The 15,233-nt window shown below is 40.0% G+C and carries 17 protein-coding genes; 9 read left to right on the forward strand and 8 right to left on the reverse strand.

Translation table 11 applies throughout. The features are described 5' to 3' along the window. Positions 1-104 precede the first annotated feature (104 nt). On the forward strand, positions 105-758 hold the full coding sequence (locus tag ACVRYP_RS02340) for a response regulator transcription factor (RefSeq protein WP_447467170.1): 654 nt from the start codon (positions 105-107) through the stop codon (positions 756-758). Position 759: 1 nt separating this feature from the next. Next, a complete protein-coding gene (locus ACVRYP_RS02345) occupies positions 760-2,133 on the forward strand; it encodes a sensor histidine kinase (protein ID WP_447467171.1) in 1,374 nt (457 codons plus the stop codon). Positions 2,134-2,400: 267 nt separating this feature from the next. On the opposite strand, the gene ACVRYP_RS02350 is transcribed toward ACVRYP_RS02345, so the two are convergent. From ACVRYP_RS02350 to yjbM, 7 genes are read right to left on the reverse strand one after another with little or no spacing between them, the layout of a single operon-like run. Next, positions 2,401-2,526, reverse strand: coding sequence for a rhodanese-like domain-containing protein (locus ACVRYP_RS02350; protein ID WP_447467172.1), 126 nt, complete (start codon positions 2,524-2,526; stop codon positions 2,401-2,403). A gap of 18 nt (positions 2,527-2,544) precedes the next feature. Next, on the reverse strand, positions 2,545-4,287 hold the full coding sequence (locus ACVRYP_RS02355) for an ABC transporter ATP-binding protein (RefSeq protein WP_447467173.1): 1,743 nt from the start codon (positions 4,285-4,287) through the stop codon (positions 2,545-2,547). Further along, on the reverse strand, positions 4,280-6,013 hold the full coding sequence (locus tag ACVRYP_RS02360; RefSeq protein ID WP_447467174.1) for an ABC transporter ATP-binding protein: 1,734 nt from the start codon (positions 6,011-6,013) through the stop codon (positions 4,280-4,282). Before ACVRYP_RS02360 ends, ACVRYP_RS02355 begins: the two co-directional genes overlap by 8 nt. Further along, complete coding sequence (gene pta / locus ACVRYP_RS02365; RefSeq protein ID WP_447467175.1) at positions 6,013-6,993, reverse strand: phosphate acetyltransferase; 981 nt, start codon at positions 6,991-6,993, stop codon at positions 6,013-6,015. Before pta ends, ACVRYP_RS02360 begins: the two co-directional genes overlap by 1 nt. A 35-nt stretch (positions 6,994-7,028) precedes the next feature. Further along, complete coding sequence (locus ACVRYP_RS02370) at positions 7,029-7,928, reverse strand: RluA family pseudouridine synthase (RefSeq protein WP_447467176.1); 900 nt, start codon at positions 7,926-7,928, stop codon at positions 7,029-7,031. Further along, a complete protein-coding gene (locus ACVRYP_RS02375; protein WP_447467177.1) occupies positions 7,925-8,755 on the reverse strand; it encodes an NAD kinase in 831 nt (276 codons plus the stop codon). Before ACVRYP_RS02375 ends, ACVRYP_RS02370 begins: the two co-directional genes overlap by 4 nt. Next, on the reverse strand, positions 8,730-9,395 hold the full coding sequence (gene yjbM, locus ACVRYP_RS02380; protein ID WP_447467178.1) for a GTP diphosphokinase: 666 nt from the start codon (positions 9,393-9,395) through the stop codon (positions 8,730-8,732). The genes ACVRYP_RS02375 and yjbM overlap by 26 nt, the downstream gene beginning before the upstream one ends. An 81-nt stretch (positions 9,396-9,476) precedes the next feature. Here yjbM and ACVRYP_RS02385 point away from each other — a divergent pair, with 81 nt between their 5' ends. The 7 genes from ACVRYP_RS02385 to ACVRYP_RS02415 all read left to right on the forward strand — a co-directional run bounded on the left by ACVRYP_RS02385 (position 9,477) and on the right by ACVRYP_RS02415 (position 14,520). Next, positions 9,477-10,052, forward strand: coding sequence for a CYTH domain-containing protein (locus tag ACVRYP_RS02385; protein ID WP_447467179.1), 576 nt, complete (start codon positions 9,477-9,479; stop codon positions 10,050-10,052). Positions 10,053-10,141: 89 nt separating this feature from the next. Then, the gene (locus ACVRYP_RS02390; RefSeq protein WP_447467180.1) at positions 10,142-11,134 is read left to right on the forward strand and encodes a ribose-phosphate diphosphokinase; all 993 of its coding nucleotides are present in this window, start codon (positions 10,142-10,144) and stop codon (positions 11,132-11,134) included. Further along, positions 11,131-12,246 (forward strand): cysteine desulfurase family protein, encoded by a 1,116-nt coding sequence (locus tag ACVRYP_RS02395; RefSeq protein WP_447467181.1) that lies wholly within the window; start codon positions 11,131-11,133, stop codon positions 12,244-12,246. Before ACVRYP_RS02390 ends, ACVRYP_RS02395 begins: the two co-directional genes overlap by 4 nt. A gap of 2 nt (positions 12,247-12,248) precedes the next feature. Next, positions 12,249-12,596, forward strand: coding sequence for a DUF1831 domain-containing protein (locus tag ACVRYP_RS02400; protein WP_447467182.1), 348 nt, complete (start codon positions 12,249-12,251; stop codon positions 12,594-12,596). 7 nt (positions 12,597-12,603) lie between these two features. Next, positions 12,604-12,822, forward strand: coding sequence for a DUF4649 family protein (locus ACVRYP_RS02405; protein WP_447467183.1), 219 nt, complete (start codon positions 12,604-12,606; stop codon positions 12,820-12,822). Between the two features lie 352 nt (positions 12,823-13,174). Next, positions 13,175-13,819 (forward strand): redox-sensing transcriptional repressor Rex, encoded by a 645-nt coding sequence (locus tag ACVRYP_RS02410; protein ID WP_447467184.1) that lies wholly within the window; start codon positions 13,175-13,177, stop codon positions 13,817-13,819. Positions 13,820-13,827: 8 nt separating this feature from the next. After that, positions 13,828-14,520 (forward strand): gamma-glutamyl-gamma-aminobutyrate hydrolase family protein, encoded by a 693-nt coding sequence (locus ACVRYP_RS02415; protein ID WP_447467185.1) that lies wholly within the window; start codon positions 13,828-13,830, stop codon positions 14,518-14,520. On the opposite strand, the gene radC is transcribed toward ACVRYP_RS02415, so the two are convergent. After that, complete coding sequence (gene radC, locus ACVRYP_RS02420; protein ID WP_447467186.1) at positions 14,517-15,197, reverse strand: RadC family protein; 681 nt, start codon at positions 15,195-15,197, stop codon at positions 14,517-14,519. The genes ACVRYP_RS02415 and radC overlap by 4 nt on opposite strands. Between the last annotated feature and the right edge of the window lie 36 nt (positions 15,198-15,233).

Genomic DNA, 15,233 nt, shown 5'->3' on the forward strand with positions numbered 1-15,233 from the left:
CATTTTCTCAGTTTTTTCTGTTTCCAATCTCCTTTTTATCTGTTTTTTTAGTCCCCAAGCCTTCTTCTCTTTAATTTAGTGTATAATGATTTCAGGAGGTTCTGATGAAAAAAATACTTGTTGTTGAAGATGATCCAACTATCAATCAAGTGATCTGTGAATTTTTAAAAGCTCAAGGTTATGAGCCTCATGCTGTATTTGATGGTCAAATAGCCCTTGATTTTTTCAAGCAGAACGATTTAGATTTGATTATTCTTGATATTATGATTCCATCGATCAGCGGTATAGATGTCCTCAAAGAAATTCGAAAAACATCAAGTGTGCCCATCTTGATGTTAACGGCTTTGGATGATGAATACACACAATTAACAAGCTTTAATCAACTCATCAGCGATTATGTTACCAAACCCTTTTCACCCCTAATTTTGATGAAGCGTGTTGAAAATATTTTAAGGCAGAACGAGCCAACAAAAGAGTCTCTTATCACCATTGACAGTCTTCGTATTTACCCTGATCAGGGAATTGTCTATGACCAAGATAATCCACTTGAACTCACACGAAAAGAATACGACATTTTATTGCTACTGGCTCAAAACAGAGGTTATGTCCTAACACGTGATTTTATCATGGAGTCAATATGGGGATATACCGAATTAGATAGTCGTGTTTTAGATAACCATGTGAGAAATCTTCGCAAAAAAATACCTCATCTGAAGCTAAAAACAGTTATCGGCCGTGGTTATCAGTTAGAGGTGTGATATGGGCATTGTACGTAAAAATTTCTTGATTGTCAGTGGTCTCATCACTTCTACTGTCTTATTTCTTTTACTTATTCTTCATCTAGCATTGCCCATAACCCTTAATCACATTCAAAAACAGTCTTTAAAGAATCAATACAATACTGTCCTTCAATCTCTAAATAGCCTTTCCGAAGCTGAGATGGTCGAAAAACTTCAAAAACTCGATCGTTCAATGCCAGATCTCTTATTTCGCTTGATTGATGAGGATGGTAAAGATATTTATCCTATCTTATCTGAGGCAGAACTCTCTCAACAATCCCGAGAGTATCTGGCTAAGGGGAACTACGATGAAATCGGTGCCTGGGCAGAGTTTATCACTACCCGAGATGGTAAAGAAGTTATTTTACAGGCCGAATACGGCTTTTACTCCCTCTCAGAATACAGTCAAGTTTTTGTCACCTATTATCCACTCATCCTGTTAGCCATTGTTGTCATTGCTAGTAGCGTCGCTTTTGTTTATAGTCATCTTTCCAATCGCAGAATCAAAAAGATTTCCAGCGTCACACGTCAAATGCTCTCTCTTTCTCCCGATATCATCATCGAACCTTTAGGGAAAGATGAGATAGCAACTTTAGGTCAGGATATTAACAGCTTATACCGACAATTAGTCAGCAGTATTGAAGAGTTAAAGCAAGAAAATGAACGGGCAATCCAAAAGGAAAAAGAAAAAGCAACCTTTCTGCAAATCACTGCTCATGAACTAAAAACCCCAATCGCTAGCTTATCTGGTTTGGTTGAGGGAATGATTTATAATGTAGGCGATTTTCAAAACCATGACAAATATTTGAGACAATGCCAAAAAATATTGATAGACCAAACCCAGCTGGTTAAGTCTATTCTGGAAACTGCAAAACTTGACTACATCCCTACTGATCAATACCAAGAGGTGTCACTCAATACTCTTTTGCTACACGTTTTGGAGGACTGTCACCATTTTGCGAAAGCGAACGCTATAACATTAAGCTTTGAGGCGCCGTATGATGTCAGCATCTACGGTAACCCTGTAGAGCTGACCAAAGCTTTTAAAAACCTTATAGACAATGCTATTCGATACAGCAAACCAGATACCACCGTTACCGTCCAACTGAACCATGCTAGTCTAACCATTGAGAATTTTCCTAAACATATGCCTAGTTCTTATGATTTTGAACATCTTTTTGACCCCTTTTATCGTCCAGATTATAGCCGTTCAAAAGAAAGTGGCGGATCAGGTATAGGGCTTTACTTCGTCAAACAACTCTTTGATAAACATGAGCTTCCTTTTACCTTCTCTTCCAAGGATGATAACAGAGTTGTATTTCAGATTTTACTAAAACCAGATTATACAAACTAAAACGAACTTGGGACTATCTGTCTCAAGTTCGTTTTTTTAAATTTCAAAAGAGGTTGATAGGAAAGTCTAGTTTGACAGACTGACGGAAGGAAGCCTGTCAAAGGAGTATTTACTTTTCCCAAGTCAAGGTCCCGCCTTCGACATTGGTGGCATCGAACCCTTTTTCCGTGAGAAATACTATTGCAACTTCTGGTTTAAATTCTCTCTGGCACACGGCATAATGCGCATCTGCTGGTGAGAGTTGAGCTAAACGGTCTTCTAATTCTTCTAACGGATATTGATAGCTCCTGGGATATGATTCTCGTGGAACAAATCTTCAGAAAGCACATCAATGAGCGATACTGGATTCTTTTTATGTATTGATTGAAAGGTTTCCATGCCAATAGATTTCATGAACTCTCCTTATTACTGCTATGCTAATGCTTCTTGGGCTGTTTGCATCTGGTGATACACACCTCTTAAAGCCATCAGTTCATCGTGATTGCCAGACTCCACAATATCTCCATCAACCATGACAAGGATCACATCTGAATCTTCAATGGTAGAAAGACGGTGAGCAATCACAAAGCTAGTCCGTCCCTCCATTAATTTCTCAAAGGCTTTTTGAATCAGTAATTCAGTCCGTGTATCAATAGAAGATGTGGCTTCATCAAGAATTAGAATTTTAGGTTCTTGAAGAAAAACACGAGCGATAGCTAATAATTGCGCCTGTCCCTGAGAAAGACTGGAACCCGCATCCTCTAAAAATGTGTCGTAGCCATTTGGCAATTGACGGATGAAGAAATCGGCATTGGCAGCTTTGGCAGCAGCAATGACACTCTCACGACTAGCCTCTGGAACACCATAAGCGATATTATCATGAACCGTTGCCGCTTTTAACCAAGTCTCTTGGAGCACCATACCGATTTGCTGGCGAAAGGCCTCTCGACTGTAGTGACTAGTCGGCACACCATCAAGTAGAATCTGTCCAGCATTCGGATCATAAAAGCGCATGAGGAGGTTAATCATGGTTGATTTTCCAGCACCTGTTGGCCCTACAATCCCGATTTTACTACCTTCAGGAACGGATAAGGTCAAGTTTTGCATCAAAATTCGATTAGGAACATAGCCGAATTGAACATTCTCAAATGTAATAGCACCTCTGACAGCGTTCGTATCTATATTGGCTGTTCCCTCATCTTGAATAACAGGTTCATCTAAAATGGCAAATAAACGCTCTGCACAGGCTAAGGCACTCTGTAATTCTGCAAAAACAGAAGAGATATCGTTAAATGGCTTGGTATACTGGGTCGCATAGTTTAGGAAGGTGGTTAATTGGCCGACAGTGAATTGCCCCCGCATGATACGCAAGCCCCCAAATCCAGCTAGTAAGGCATAAATCAGGGCATTAACAAAGCGGGTCGCAGGGTTAATGGTTGAAGAATAAAAGATGGCACCCTGTGTCGCATCACTATAGCCACTATTAAGAGTTTTAAAAGTCTCTGTCATTTGGCTTTGGGCATTAAAGTTTTGAATTAAACTTTGTTGACCGATTGCTTCTTCTAAATGCTGGGTCTGAAGACCTCGAGCTTTGGTCTGATCTTGAAAAAGACGGTAACTCTTTTTAGAAATAAAGCGCGCAATTAAGAGAGATAAAGGTGTCAAACCAATAACAAGAAGCAACATAAATCCATCTAAACGGCCCATGCTGAAAATCGTCAAGAGGATCGTTAACACACCAACAAAGAACTGGTTGAAAATCATCAAAAGCCCATTTGTTAACTGTTCACTATCGGTTGTCACACGACTAACCAAATCGCCAACGGATTGTCGATCTAAGTAAGAAAGGGGCAAATGATGAAGTTTGTACAGCACTTCTGCTCTCAATTTGGCAACCATTTGATAGATGAGACGATTGAAAACCAAAGGATTGACCCATTGAATGATTGTGTTCAATCCAATCACAAGAGCCATTTGTAGAAGAATCGTGCCAATCACTTGCTGGCTATTAGGATAAACCACGCTATCAATAGCCCGACCAATCAAGACAGGAAGATATACCGTTAAAGCAACTTGAATAATGGTTCCAATGACAGCCAGCCCAATCAAAAGGGTTTGACCTTTAAAGCGCATCATCAAGCGCCCAAGGCTGGACGTTTTTTGTTTTTTAGCCATGGGTCACCTCCTGATGTTGTGAATAGTGGATGTCTTGGTAAACAGGTGAGGTTGATAACAACTCCTCATGTGTTCCAAGTCCTACTTGTTCCCCTTTATCCAAAACAACAATTTGATCTGCTGGTTTAAGCGTACGTGTCCGCTGGGAGACCAAAATTAAGGTCATGTCTTTATAATGAGTCGCAATAGCCTGTAAAAGTTTAGCTTCTGTCAGATAGTCAAGAGCTGACGTAGCATCATCTAAGACTAGAAACGGTGCTCTACGCAATAAGGCTCTAGCCATGGTTAACCGCTGACGCTGGCCACCTGAGAAGTTACGTCCGAAGGCTTCAACAACGGCATCCAACCCACCTTCTTTATCGTTGACAAAGTCAGCAGCCTGTGCATATTCGAGAGCTTCCCACAGTTGCTCATCAGAAACATCAATAACTTCCATTCCTAATAAGAGATTTTCCCTGACAGTTCCTCTAAACAATTGGGCTTTTTGAGGTACGACTGCTACCCATTCCCGCCATTCTTTGAGATTGGCAGGACTTGAACCATTTTGATAGAGATTTAGGCTACCTGATGTGACCTGACGAAGTCCTGATAAGAGTTGAACAAAGGTTGATTTCCCAGATCCTGTTCCTCCAATGACTCCTAAAATTTGACCTGGCTGAATAGACAATTCCAAACCAGTGAGAGAGGGTTCACTGGCACTTGGATACTGGAAGGTCACCTTAGTTGCTTCAAGAGCCACTTTTTTATCTGTTGAATACTCAGCTATTGGTGCTAAGATGTCCTCATCTGCCAATTGAAAAACTTCCAACACACGTTGTGCCGAAATATAAGACTGGTTGAGGTTGGTTGTCATGGTTGCAACCTTTAGTAATTCCGTTAAGATTTGAAGCAGGTAATTGACCAAAGCCATCAAGGCCCCCTGAGTAAGCACATTCATCGAGACATATTGTTGCCCCCGCCATAAGAGAATTAAAAGGCTGACATTCACCACAAAATAAGTTAGTGGAGACAAGAATGCTGCCCAATGTCCCACTTTAATCTGAGCCTTCAAATAGGACTCATTTTCATCTGTAAAAGCCTGTTTTTCTCTAGAGGTTTGGGTAAAGGCACGCACCACTCGCATACCAGATAATTGCTCTTGTGTTAATCCGACAATACGATCTAGACCTTTTCTTAACTTTTGATAAGCTGGTGCTGTGATTCTCGAAATCCCAAAAACTAAGATAAACAACAGTATAACCATTACAACAAAAATCAAGGTTATGTTTGGACTCAAGAGAAAGGCCATAATAATTGCACCCACGACAATAATCGGTGCTCTTAAAAAGAGCCTTAAAAACAAGTTGATACCTGTTTGAATTTGAAAGGTGTCCCCTGATAAACGTGTGACTAATGACGAATGGCCGATACGATCTCGTTCAGCTTGTGGCAAGCGCATGACCTTGGCAAATAAATCATCCGTTAACCCTTGGGTGTATCTAACAGCAGCCTTGGCGGAAAAATATTGTGCTGTGACTGAAACCAATACGCCAAGTACTGCTAGAACAAATAGCCAGAATACAACAATAACCAAGTCGCCTTGGTTATTGTCAGGTATAATCTGGTCTACCATTCTTGCAATTAGCAAGGGAACAAGGAGTTCAAAGCTCGCCTCTAGCAACTTAAACAGTGGACCTAGAAGAGCTTCTTTGACGTATCCTTTAATATAGACCAAGAGTGATTTCATTAATTCGCCCCATCTAAGGCTTGAGTCGCTGTAATAATGGTTAATTTATAGACATCGTCAGCGTTACAGCCACGAGAGAGGTCATTGACAGGGCTGTTGAGACCTTGAAGGATTGGTCCTACAGCTGAAAAGCCACCTAACCGTTCAGCAATCTTGTAACCAATGTTACCAGATTGAATTTCTGGGAAGATAAAGACAGTCGCTTTACCAGCAACTGGACTGTTAGGAGCTTTGATTTCTCCGACAGTCATGTCAATGGCTGAATCAAATTGCAATTCACCATCCAAAGCTAGGTCTGGACGAAGCGTTTTAGCTATGCTGGTTGCTTCTGCAACACGATCAACGTCTGGACTGCTACCACTTCCTTTTGTTGAGAAGCTAAGCATAGCCACACGAGGGTCAATACCAAAAAGATTTGCAGTGTTCGCAGTCTCGATAGCAATTTCAGCTAGGGTCTGAGCGTCAGGTGTAATGTTAATCGCACAATCCCCAAACATGTAACGAGTATGATCAGACTCTCGTACCATCAAGAATGCACCTGAAGTTCTGGAAATACCAGGCTTGGTTTTAATGATTTGAAGTGCCGGACGGACAGTATCAGCAGTTGAGTGAATCGCACCAGAAACCATCCCTTTGGCATAACCCATATAAACCAACATAACGCCAAAATAGTTCACATCTTTCAACAATTCACGGGCTTGAGTTTCATCCACTTTACCTTGACGTCGAGAAACCAAGGCAGATACCATCTCATCGACATTGTAGGTCGTAGGATCAATGATTTCAAAACCTGAAGTTACACCTTCAATTTCAAGGTAAGCCGAAATTTTATTCTCATTACCCAATATTACAGGAACGACCAACCTTTCTTTGACCAAGTTTTTAACCGCTTGTAGAATACGTGGTTCTTCCCCTTCTGGAAAAACAATCTTGACTTCTTGGTTAACCAAGCGGGACTTCATATTGTTAAAGATTTGCATGAGAAACTCCTTAAATGTTTTTAGTTATAAACTTATTATACTCTTTTTTTCTCCAAATGTGTTAAAACACGCTGGAAATCTTCTGGCAACTCACTTTCTAAGACGATATGTTCTCCCTTAAAAGGATGAAAAAATTCCAGCCGATGACAGTGCAGTGCTTGGCGATTAATACCATCCGTTAGACTTCCTCCATAAAGATCATCTCCTAAGAGTGGAAAGCCAATATGGCTAAAATGGACTCTGATCTGGTGGGTTCGACCGGTTAAAAGATGAACATCCACTAAATGAATGCCCTCATTGAAACTGGCCACTTTTTCATAAGCCGTATGAGCATATTTCCCAGACTTATGGACATGTCGTGTGATGATAGAGTCCTCTGGCCGTGCAATTGGTGCGATAATATCATCTTGATCAGCTAAATCTGCCACGCCTTTAACAAGGGCAAAGTATTTTTTCTTAATTAGCTTTTTTTGTAGCTGTTTGTCCAGTCTCGCATGGGCATAGCCATGCTTGGCAAAGAGCATGAGACCGCTGGTATCCTTGTCTAATCTGGTCACAATATGGACTTGCTGGTTTTCATAGTTTTTTTCGACATAGTAAGCTTTGACAAAATTAGCAATCGTATTGGAGTGCAAAATACTTGGAATAGAAGCAATTCCAGCAGGTTTTTCAATGACCATAAAATGATCGTCTTCATAAACAATCTGCAGAGGTCTTGAGACCGCCTGCAGATTTTCAAATGCTTCTTCAGAAGGAATATCAATAGTTACCTTGTCTCCTACCTCCAACAAATAGATGGCATTTTGGGGCTGATTGTTGACAAGGATACTCCCCCCTTTAAATTTTATTTTTGCTAAAAGTGACTTAGAGACTTCATGCTTTTTAAGAAGGGTTTTAACCTTGATGTGCTCATCTGCAATGAATTCAAATCTCATGTCTCAACATCCCCTATAAAGGCATCCTTGACCCTTTCCCAGAAACTTGTATGGCTCGGCGTAGCCACAAAATGAATCTTAGTATCATCAAGGTAGAACCCTACAGCTTCAATATTATCGTAGATATAGGTCTTGTTATCTACAGATAGACTGTAGCGGTCATTATGAACAGGGAGGATGGCTATCCTATCCTTTTTAGGAATAATAACAGATGACCCTAATGTTCGATAAACACGGTTATTCAGGCTGGCTATTTCAGCTAGCTGTAGAGCTTCTATCGTAGGATGAAGAACAGCCCCGCCAAGTGATTTATTATAGGCAGTTGATCCAGTCGGAGTTGATACCGAGAGACCATCTCCCCTAAATTGTTCAAAATGGACCTGATTAATCATCACATCAGCAACCATAGTTTTTGAGAGTCGTTTTAAGGTCGCTTCATTCAAGGCCCGATAACTGATTTTTTCACCATTTTTGAATTGAACGACAACACGCAAAACAGGATAGGAAATTTTGGCTCCTCTGTCTAACTTAAGGTTTTCAACTAATTCTTGAACTTCAAAATCTCGATAATCTGTATAAAAACCTAAATGGCCAGTATGAACTCCCACGAATCGAGTCGTGTTGAGAAGATGCTCATACTTATGAAAAGCAGATAAAAGCATGCCGTCTCCACCGATTGAGATAACGACATCAGGCTGCTTGCTGCTTAAAATAAATCCTGCATCCTTTAGTGTGGTAAACAGTTGATTGTATACGGCTTCACTTTTGGGATTTCTACTGGCCATCAAAGCAATGCGTTTTTTATTTATAGTCTTCATCTGTGTCATCACTATTTCCTACACCATCACTCAGTTTCCTATGGACGGGGTCAAAAAGCAATTGTGCTTCTTGAATATCGTCTCTTATTTTACTCATTTCCTCATCCAGCTGATTAGAAATTCTAGCAGTGATTTCTAACCGTTGTTTAATTTCTTCTGGAAACTCTCCCTTATACTTATAATTCAACGAGTGCTCAATGGTTGCCCAGAAGTTCATTGCTAGCGTTCTAATCTGAATTTCAGCTAAAATGACCTCTGTCCCAGAAATCGTTTCAACTGGATACTCAATAATCACATGGTAACTCCGATAACCACTTGCCTTTTTATAAGTAATATAATCTCTTTCGTGCACAACACACATATCTTGACGCTGGCGAATCAATTCTAAAACTTCGGCGACGTCATCAACAAATTGCACCATGACACGAACGCCGGCAATATCTTGGACTTCTTGAGCAACATTCTCAAGCTTAATGCCTCTTAAAGCCATTTTCTCTTGAATACTTTCAACCGATTTAACACGCCCTGTCACAAATTCGATTGGGGAATGTCTGTTTTGCTTGCGGTACTGCTTACGAATACCACGCAGTTTAATTTTCAACTCGCCTACCGCCTGGATATAAGGGTCTAAAAATTCTTCCCAATTCATACCAGTCTCCAGCCTTGTTATTTTCCATCATTTAGGATAGAATATCCTCTAGATATTATACCATAAAAAGGGAAAATGACCATGAAACAAATTGAAATTGAGTACAAGACCCTGCTCAGCAAGAAAGAATTCGAGGGCTTAACTCAGAAATTTTCGACAGTTCCTCTCGTCACTCAAACTAACCATTATTTTGATACAAAAGAATCTGAACTTCGTAAAGCCAAATTGTCTTTACGAATCAGAACATTTAATGACCATGCCGAAATGACCTTAAAAATTCCTCAAGAAGTGGGCAATATGGAGCACAATATCCCTCTAAACCTTGAAGAAGCTGAACAGATGATTAAAAATAATAAACTGAAACCAAATGCGATCACTCAGTTGCTTGAAGATTTCGGATTTAAAATAGATAGTATTGAAAAAAAGGGGGACTTAACCACCCACCGTCGTGAAACCCTGCTTCCTATTGGTCTGATGGCATTGGATGAAAACCATTACTCTGGTATATCAGACTATGAGTTAGAATTGGAGGTCTCAGACCCTGACCAAGGAAAACGTGCATTTGAACAGTTTTTGGCACAGGAACAAATCGATTTCAAGTATGCCAAATCTAAGGTGGCTCGTTTTACTCACTCTATATTAAAAAAAAATGGGTAAACTCTTCCATTCTTTTCTTATATTGAAAGCTGAATTTTTCAGCTTTTTTTGTTAAAATAGATTTAACAAAGCCAAAAGGAGCAATTGTTATGTCAAAGAGCTACCATGACAAACACATCAAATTATTTTCACTGAATTCAAACCGTGAATTAGCTGAGAAAATTTCTAAAGAAACAGGTATCCCTCTTGGAAAAATGTCTTCTCGCCAATTCTCAGATGGTGAGATTCAAATCAATATTGAGGAATCGGTTCGTGGCATCGATGTTTACATCATCCAATCGACCAGTTATCCGGTCAATAATCATCTGATGGAACTGCTCATTATGATAGATGCCTGTAATCGGGCATCAGCTAACTCGATTAACATTGTCATGCCATACTTTGGCTACGCTCGCCAAGATCGTGTTGCCCGTTCTCGTGAACCAATCACCGCTAAACTGGTTGCCAACATGCTAGTGAAGGCCGGTGTGGACCGCGTCTTGACTCTCGATCTCCATGCGTCTCAGATACAAGGGTTCTTTGATATCCCTGTTGACAATCTCTACACAATTCCCCTCTTTGCAGAATATTGCGTTAGCCTAGGCCTAAAAGGGGCAGATGTTGTCGTCGTTAGCCCTAAAAATTCTGGGATTAAACGAGCACGATCTTTGGCAGAATACCTAGATGCTCCTATTGCCATTATTGATCACGAAGAAGACGATGCAGGACGTCAAAAAGGCTATATTATTGGGGAGGTCGAAGGCAAAACTGCTCTTCTCATTGACGATATTCTTAATACAGGTGTCACTTTTACTGAAGCATCCCGTACTCTCCAACGAGAGGGTGCCACAGAAATCTATGCTTTTGCTAGTCATGGTTTATTTGCTAGTAAGGCTGCTGAAAAGTTAAATACTGCTCCTATCAAGGAAATTGTCGTAACAGATTCTGTCGCCACAAAAGAAGAAACACCGAACCATGTCAAATACCTTTCAGCAAGTCAGTTAATTGCGGATGCTTTGATTCGTATTCATGAGCGTAAGCCTGTCAGCCCACTTTTTGCTTATCAAAAGGCTAAAAAAGCAACCAATAAGGAAGATGAATGATTTATCTCGATAACTCCGCCACGACTCCCATGTCAGAAACGGCGATACATACCCTACTTACTGTTTCGCAAACCACATTTGGCAATCCTTCCAGCCTCCATACCCCTGGTCGTCAGGCAGCCCAAATCCTAAGAAATGCTCGTCACTCAATCGCTTCAGCCCTAGAAACTTCCCCTAATCGCATTATTTTTACTTCTGGTGGGACCGAGGCAGATAATTTAGCATTGATTGGATATACCTTGGCCAATATAGAAAAGGGAAAGCACATCTTAACAACCGCCATTGAACATCACGCTGTTCTTCATCCATTAAAGGAATTGGAACAAAAATATGGTTTTGAAGTCACCTATTTAAAGCCAGTAGAAGGCAGATACACAGTCCAACAATTTAAGGAAGCGCTACGCCCAGATACAATTCTAGTTTCTGCTATGTATGCTAATAACGAGACGGGCTATCTCTTGCCAATTGCTTCTATTGGAGAGTTATTGAAAGAACACCAAGCAGTTTTTCATGTCGACGCTGTTCAAGCGGTAGGCAAACTACCAATACACCCAGAAGAACTTGGGATTGATCTGTTGAGCGCTTCTGGTCATAAATTTCATGGTCCAAAAGGAGTTGGTTTTTTATACACAAACACCAATCGTCTCCACCCCCTTCTTCTTGGTGGTAATCAAGAAGACAAGCGCCGGGCCAGCACTGAAAATTTGGCCAGTATTGCATCGATGGCAAGTGCCTTAGAAGAAAGTCTAGCATCTTGGGAAACCAATATGGTTCATGTGCAGCAATTGAGACGAGCTCTTCTAACAGCATTATCTCCTTTGGGACCTACTGTCAATCAGGACCAAGATAATCTCCCCTACGTTCTCAATATCGCTTTTCCTGGTCAACTCAATGAACAATTACTAATGCGACTTGATTTATTGGGGATTTCTATTTCAAGTGGATCAGCCTGTACGGCAGGAAATATTGAACCTAGTCATGTCCTCGAGGCCCTCTATGGAGCTGAACACCCACTTCTCAAGGAAAGTGTCCGTATTAGTTTTTCAAAATACAACACCCTTGAAGAGATCGATACACTTTCATCTCAATTATTAAAACTATTAGGAGAATAATCATGGCTTTTGACAAAAAAGTTACCTTAAAAAACTGTCCTTACACATACGAGATTGATTCTCAAATTCGTAAATATACCCTGCTAGATAATACCTTTCTTCAAAATAAATTAGGAAATTTTGAACTCACACGTCTTTTAGAAGAAGTCCCTAATTCTGGAGAAGGATTCCTTTTAAAAATTATTATTAATAAAGATCTAGATGGGTTTAAAATTAATATTACAGACAAATCCGGTCTTCGTATCGTCGACATCTTTAAACCTAGCGCTAACACCATTATTCAACAAAAATTCTTTTTCCTTATGGATAGTCTTGTTGAACGCAACATTTTTAATAAAGTAGAAAAATAGGTCAGCTATGGTTGAAATCAGTTATCTAGATAGTTACAAGCAGGAACGCCATCTAATGTTTGCAGATGTGGACGAGTTTTTCAGAGCATTTGCAGGCTGTTTAACAGTTCCTGATCATTTAAAGGTTACGAAAGTCATCATTAACGGCCATAACATAGATTATAGTGGCATTATAGGTGACCTCTATCGTGTCATGCAAGCAAGGGACCTTAATTCCTATCTCTGATGCTTGAAAATACTCAAAAGGCTAATAAGGCTGGGGCATATGTCCCAGCCTTATTAGCCTTTATCGTTTGTTAAACAAGGCGCAGTGGCTCCGGATTCTTTAAGACCCTAGGTTCAAAGAACAGATTTGTTTTAACAGTCTGGAAGACAGTTAAAGGTTGGAAACAGAGCCAGCGATAGCTTGAGACAGACGTCAGAAAGAAATCGCTACTGTCAGCTATCCCCTAAGGAAAGTTTCAAAAATGACTTTGTCTTCGGTCAGACATTTAGAACGTGTTTTTTCAGGTGATATATATTGCAATTTTCACAAACTTTATTTAAAATAAAACTATTGAACAAGGAGTAACTTCAGAATGAAAAATGATAAAGGTCAATCCATTCCAAGAGCTACAGCAAAAAGGCTCTCCCTTTACTATCGCATTTTTAAGCGATTTAACAAAGAAAATATCGAAAAGGCATCGTCTAAACAAATCGCCGAAGCTATTGGTATCGATTCAGCCACAGTCCGCCGTGATTTCTCCTACTTTGGAGAACTTGGTCGTCGTGGGTTTGGCTATGATGTTAAAAAATTAATGAATTTTTTTGCTGACATTTTAAACGATAATTCAATCACCAATGTCATCTTAGTAGGCGTCGGTAATATGGGCCGAGCCTTGATAAACTATCGCTTCCATGAGCGAAATAAAATGAAAATTGTCCTAGCCTTTGATGTTGAGGAAAATGAGCTTGTGGGAACGACGTCAGCCGATGGTATTCCTATTTTACCAATAACTGCTTTAAAAGAAAAGGTAACTGATGCCAAAGCACAAACAGCTATTTTATCTGTACCTAGTATTAAAGCGCAAGAAGTTGCCGATCAACTCGTTGAAGCAGGTATTAAAGGAATTTTATCCTTCTCCCCCATTAATTTGACTGTCCCTAAAGACATCGTTGTCCAATACGTTGATTTAACAAGCGAACTACAAACTCTACTCTATTTTATGCGACAAAAGCAGTAAGGAGATCAATGACTCATCCGATTATCGGTATTTCAAGTAATATTGAATACAACCCTGAAGATCGTAATTTCTTTCAGGTCTATTGTGCTAAAGGTTATGTTGAAGGCGTCCAAAAGGCTGGTGGTGTGCCGCTTGTCCTACCTATTGGATCCCCTGATCTCGCTACAATCTATGCAGACACCATTGACAAACTGATTTTAACGGGTGGGCAGAATGTCCTTCCCGAATATTATGGGGAAGAAAAGACGATTAAAAGCGATGATTACAATCGAGATCGTGATGAATTTGAGCTCTCCCTTATCCGTGATATGGTAAAGCGAGAAAAACCGATTTTTTCAATTTGCCGAGGAACTCAACTCTTTAATGTTGCCATGGGAGGCACGCTGCACCAGGAAATCAAATCCCATTGGCAAGACCTTTCAGCTATGCATCCTACACATGAGGTCATTCTGACTGCTGGTACGGCATTATCAGATATTTTTGGCGAACGCCCCTCTATTAACTCATTTCACCGTCAAGCAATCAAAACATTAGCTAACAACCTTGATATTATCGGTTATTCAGCTGATGATAAAATCATTGAAGCTGTCAAAGCAAACGATGGCTACCCTTACATGGGCGTCCAATGGCATCCAGAATTTATGATCGACCATCGTCAAGAAGATTTAATGCTCTTTGACTATATTGTTAATCATCTCTAGAGCAGATCTGTTTCTTCTCGGTACGAGTAATACTCACCATTTCCGATAATTAAGTGATCCAACAAGACAAGGCCAAGCAACTCGCTGGCCTTTTTGATTGCCAAGGTAAATTGATCATCATTAGAACTAGGCCTAGATCTACCAGAAGGATGATTGTGAACAATAATGACTGATGTCGCCATATATTTAATGGCATAATGTAGGATTTCTCTAGGCTCAGCTAATGATTTCATAACAGTCCCAATAAAAATAGTTTCTTGCTTGATAATCTGGTTTTGTGTATCCAGATAGATAGCAAGCAAGTGTTCCTGCTTTTTATCACTGAGATCTTGCATCAATTGTTTCGCCAGTTTTTCGCTACTGAGTATTTGCTCCATGTGACGATACTTTGATTGATTAATTCGCTTCCCAAGTTCAATCATAGCCTTTATTTCGATAGCTTTGACCTTACCAACACCAGATAAACCTTGTAATTCCTGAACAGAAAATTCCTTCAACTCGTGCAAGCTCTTTAAACTATTTAATAGACTGTTGGCAACAGAAAGCACAGAATGACCTTTTGTTCCCGTCCTTAATAAAATAGCTAATAACTCTTGATTACTTAAGGTCTCAGCGCCTTCAAGAAGCAAACGCTCACGAGGCATCAACGATTCTGGTTCAACTGAAATACTATACATAATATCCTCCTACTACTCTATTCGTATTCCCAATCA

Source organism: Streptococcus rifensis, assembly GCF_053203525.1.

What these genes read in the sequence shown, in the direction of transcription:
- ACVRYP_RS02340 (WP_447467170.1), top strand. Translation starts at nt 105, where the DNA reads ATGAAAAAAATACTTGTTGTTGAAGATGATCCAACTATCAATCAAGTG.
- ACVRYP_RS02405 (WP_447467183.1), top strand. Translation starts at nt 12,604, where the DNA reads ATGGTTGAAATCAGTTATCTAGATAGTTACAAGCAGGAACGCCATCTA.
- ACVRYP_RS02395 (WP_447467181.1), top strand. Translation starts at nt 11,131, where the DNA reads ATGATTTATCTCGATAACTCCGCCACGACTCCCATGTCAGAAACGGCG.
- ACVRYP_RS02400 (WP_447467182.1), top strand. Translation starts at nt 12,249, where the DNA reads ATGGCTTTTGACAAAAAAGTTACCTTAAAAAACTGTCCTTACACATAC.
- ACVRYP_RS02410 (WP_447467184.1), top strand. Translation starts at nt 13,175, where the DNA reads ATGAAAAATGATAAAGGTCAATCCATTCCAAGAGCTACAGCAAAAAGG.
- ACVRYP_RS02360 (WP_447467174.1), bottom strand. Translation starts at nt 6,013, where the DNA reads ATGAAATCACTCTTGGTCTATATTAAAGGATACGTCAAAGAAGCTCTT.
- yjbM (WP_447467178.1), bottom strand. Translation starts at nt 9,395, where the DNA reads ATGAATTGGGAAGAATTTTTAGACCCTTATATCCAGGCGGTAGGCGAG.
- ACVRYP_RS02415 (WP_447467185.1), top strand. Translation starts at nt 13,828, where the DNA reads ATGACTCATCCGATTATCGGTATTTCAAGTAATATTGAATACAACCCT.
- pta (WP_447467175.1), bottom strand. Translation starts at nt 6,993, where the DNA reads ATGCAAATCTTTAACAATATGAAGTCCCGCTTGGTTAACCAAGAAGTC.
- radC (WP_447467186.1), bottom strand. Translation starts at nt 15,197, where the DNA reads ATGTATAGTATTTCAGTTGAACCAGAATCGTTGATGCCTCGTGAGCGT.
- ACVRYP_RS02385 (WP_447467179.1), top strand. Translation starts at nt 9,477, where the DNA reads ATGAAACAAATTGAAATTGAGTACAAGACCCTGCTCAGCAAGAAAGAA.
- ACVRYP_RS02390 (WP_447467180.1), top strand. Translation starts at nt 10,142, where the DNA reads ATGTCAAAGAGCTACCATGACAAACACATCAAATTATTTTCACTGAAT.
- ACVRYP_RS02355 (WP_447467173.1), bottom strand. Translation starts at nt 4,287, where the DNA reads ATGGCTAAAAAACAAAAAACGTCCAGCCTTGGGCGCTTGATGATGCGC.
- ACVRYP_RS02370 (WP_447467176.1), bottom strand. Translation starts at nt 7,928, where the DNA reads ATGAGATTTGAATTCATTGCAGATGAGCACATCAAGGTTAAAACCCTT.
- ACVRYP_RS02375 (WP_447467177.1), bottom strand. Translation starts at nt 8,755, where the DNA reads ATGACACAGATGAAGACTATAAATAAAAAACGCATTGCTTTGATGGCC.
- ACVRYP_RS02350 (WP_447467172.1), bottom strand. Translation starts at nt 2,526, where the DNA reads ATGAAATCTATTGGCATGGAAACCTTTCAATCAATACATAAAAAGAAT.
- ACVRYP_RS02345 (WP_447467171.1), top strand. Translation starts at nt 760, where the DNA reads ATGGGCATTGTACGTAAAAATTTCTTGATTGTCAGTGGTCTCATCACT.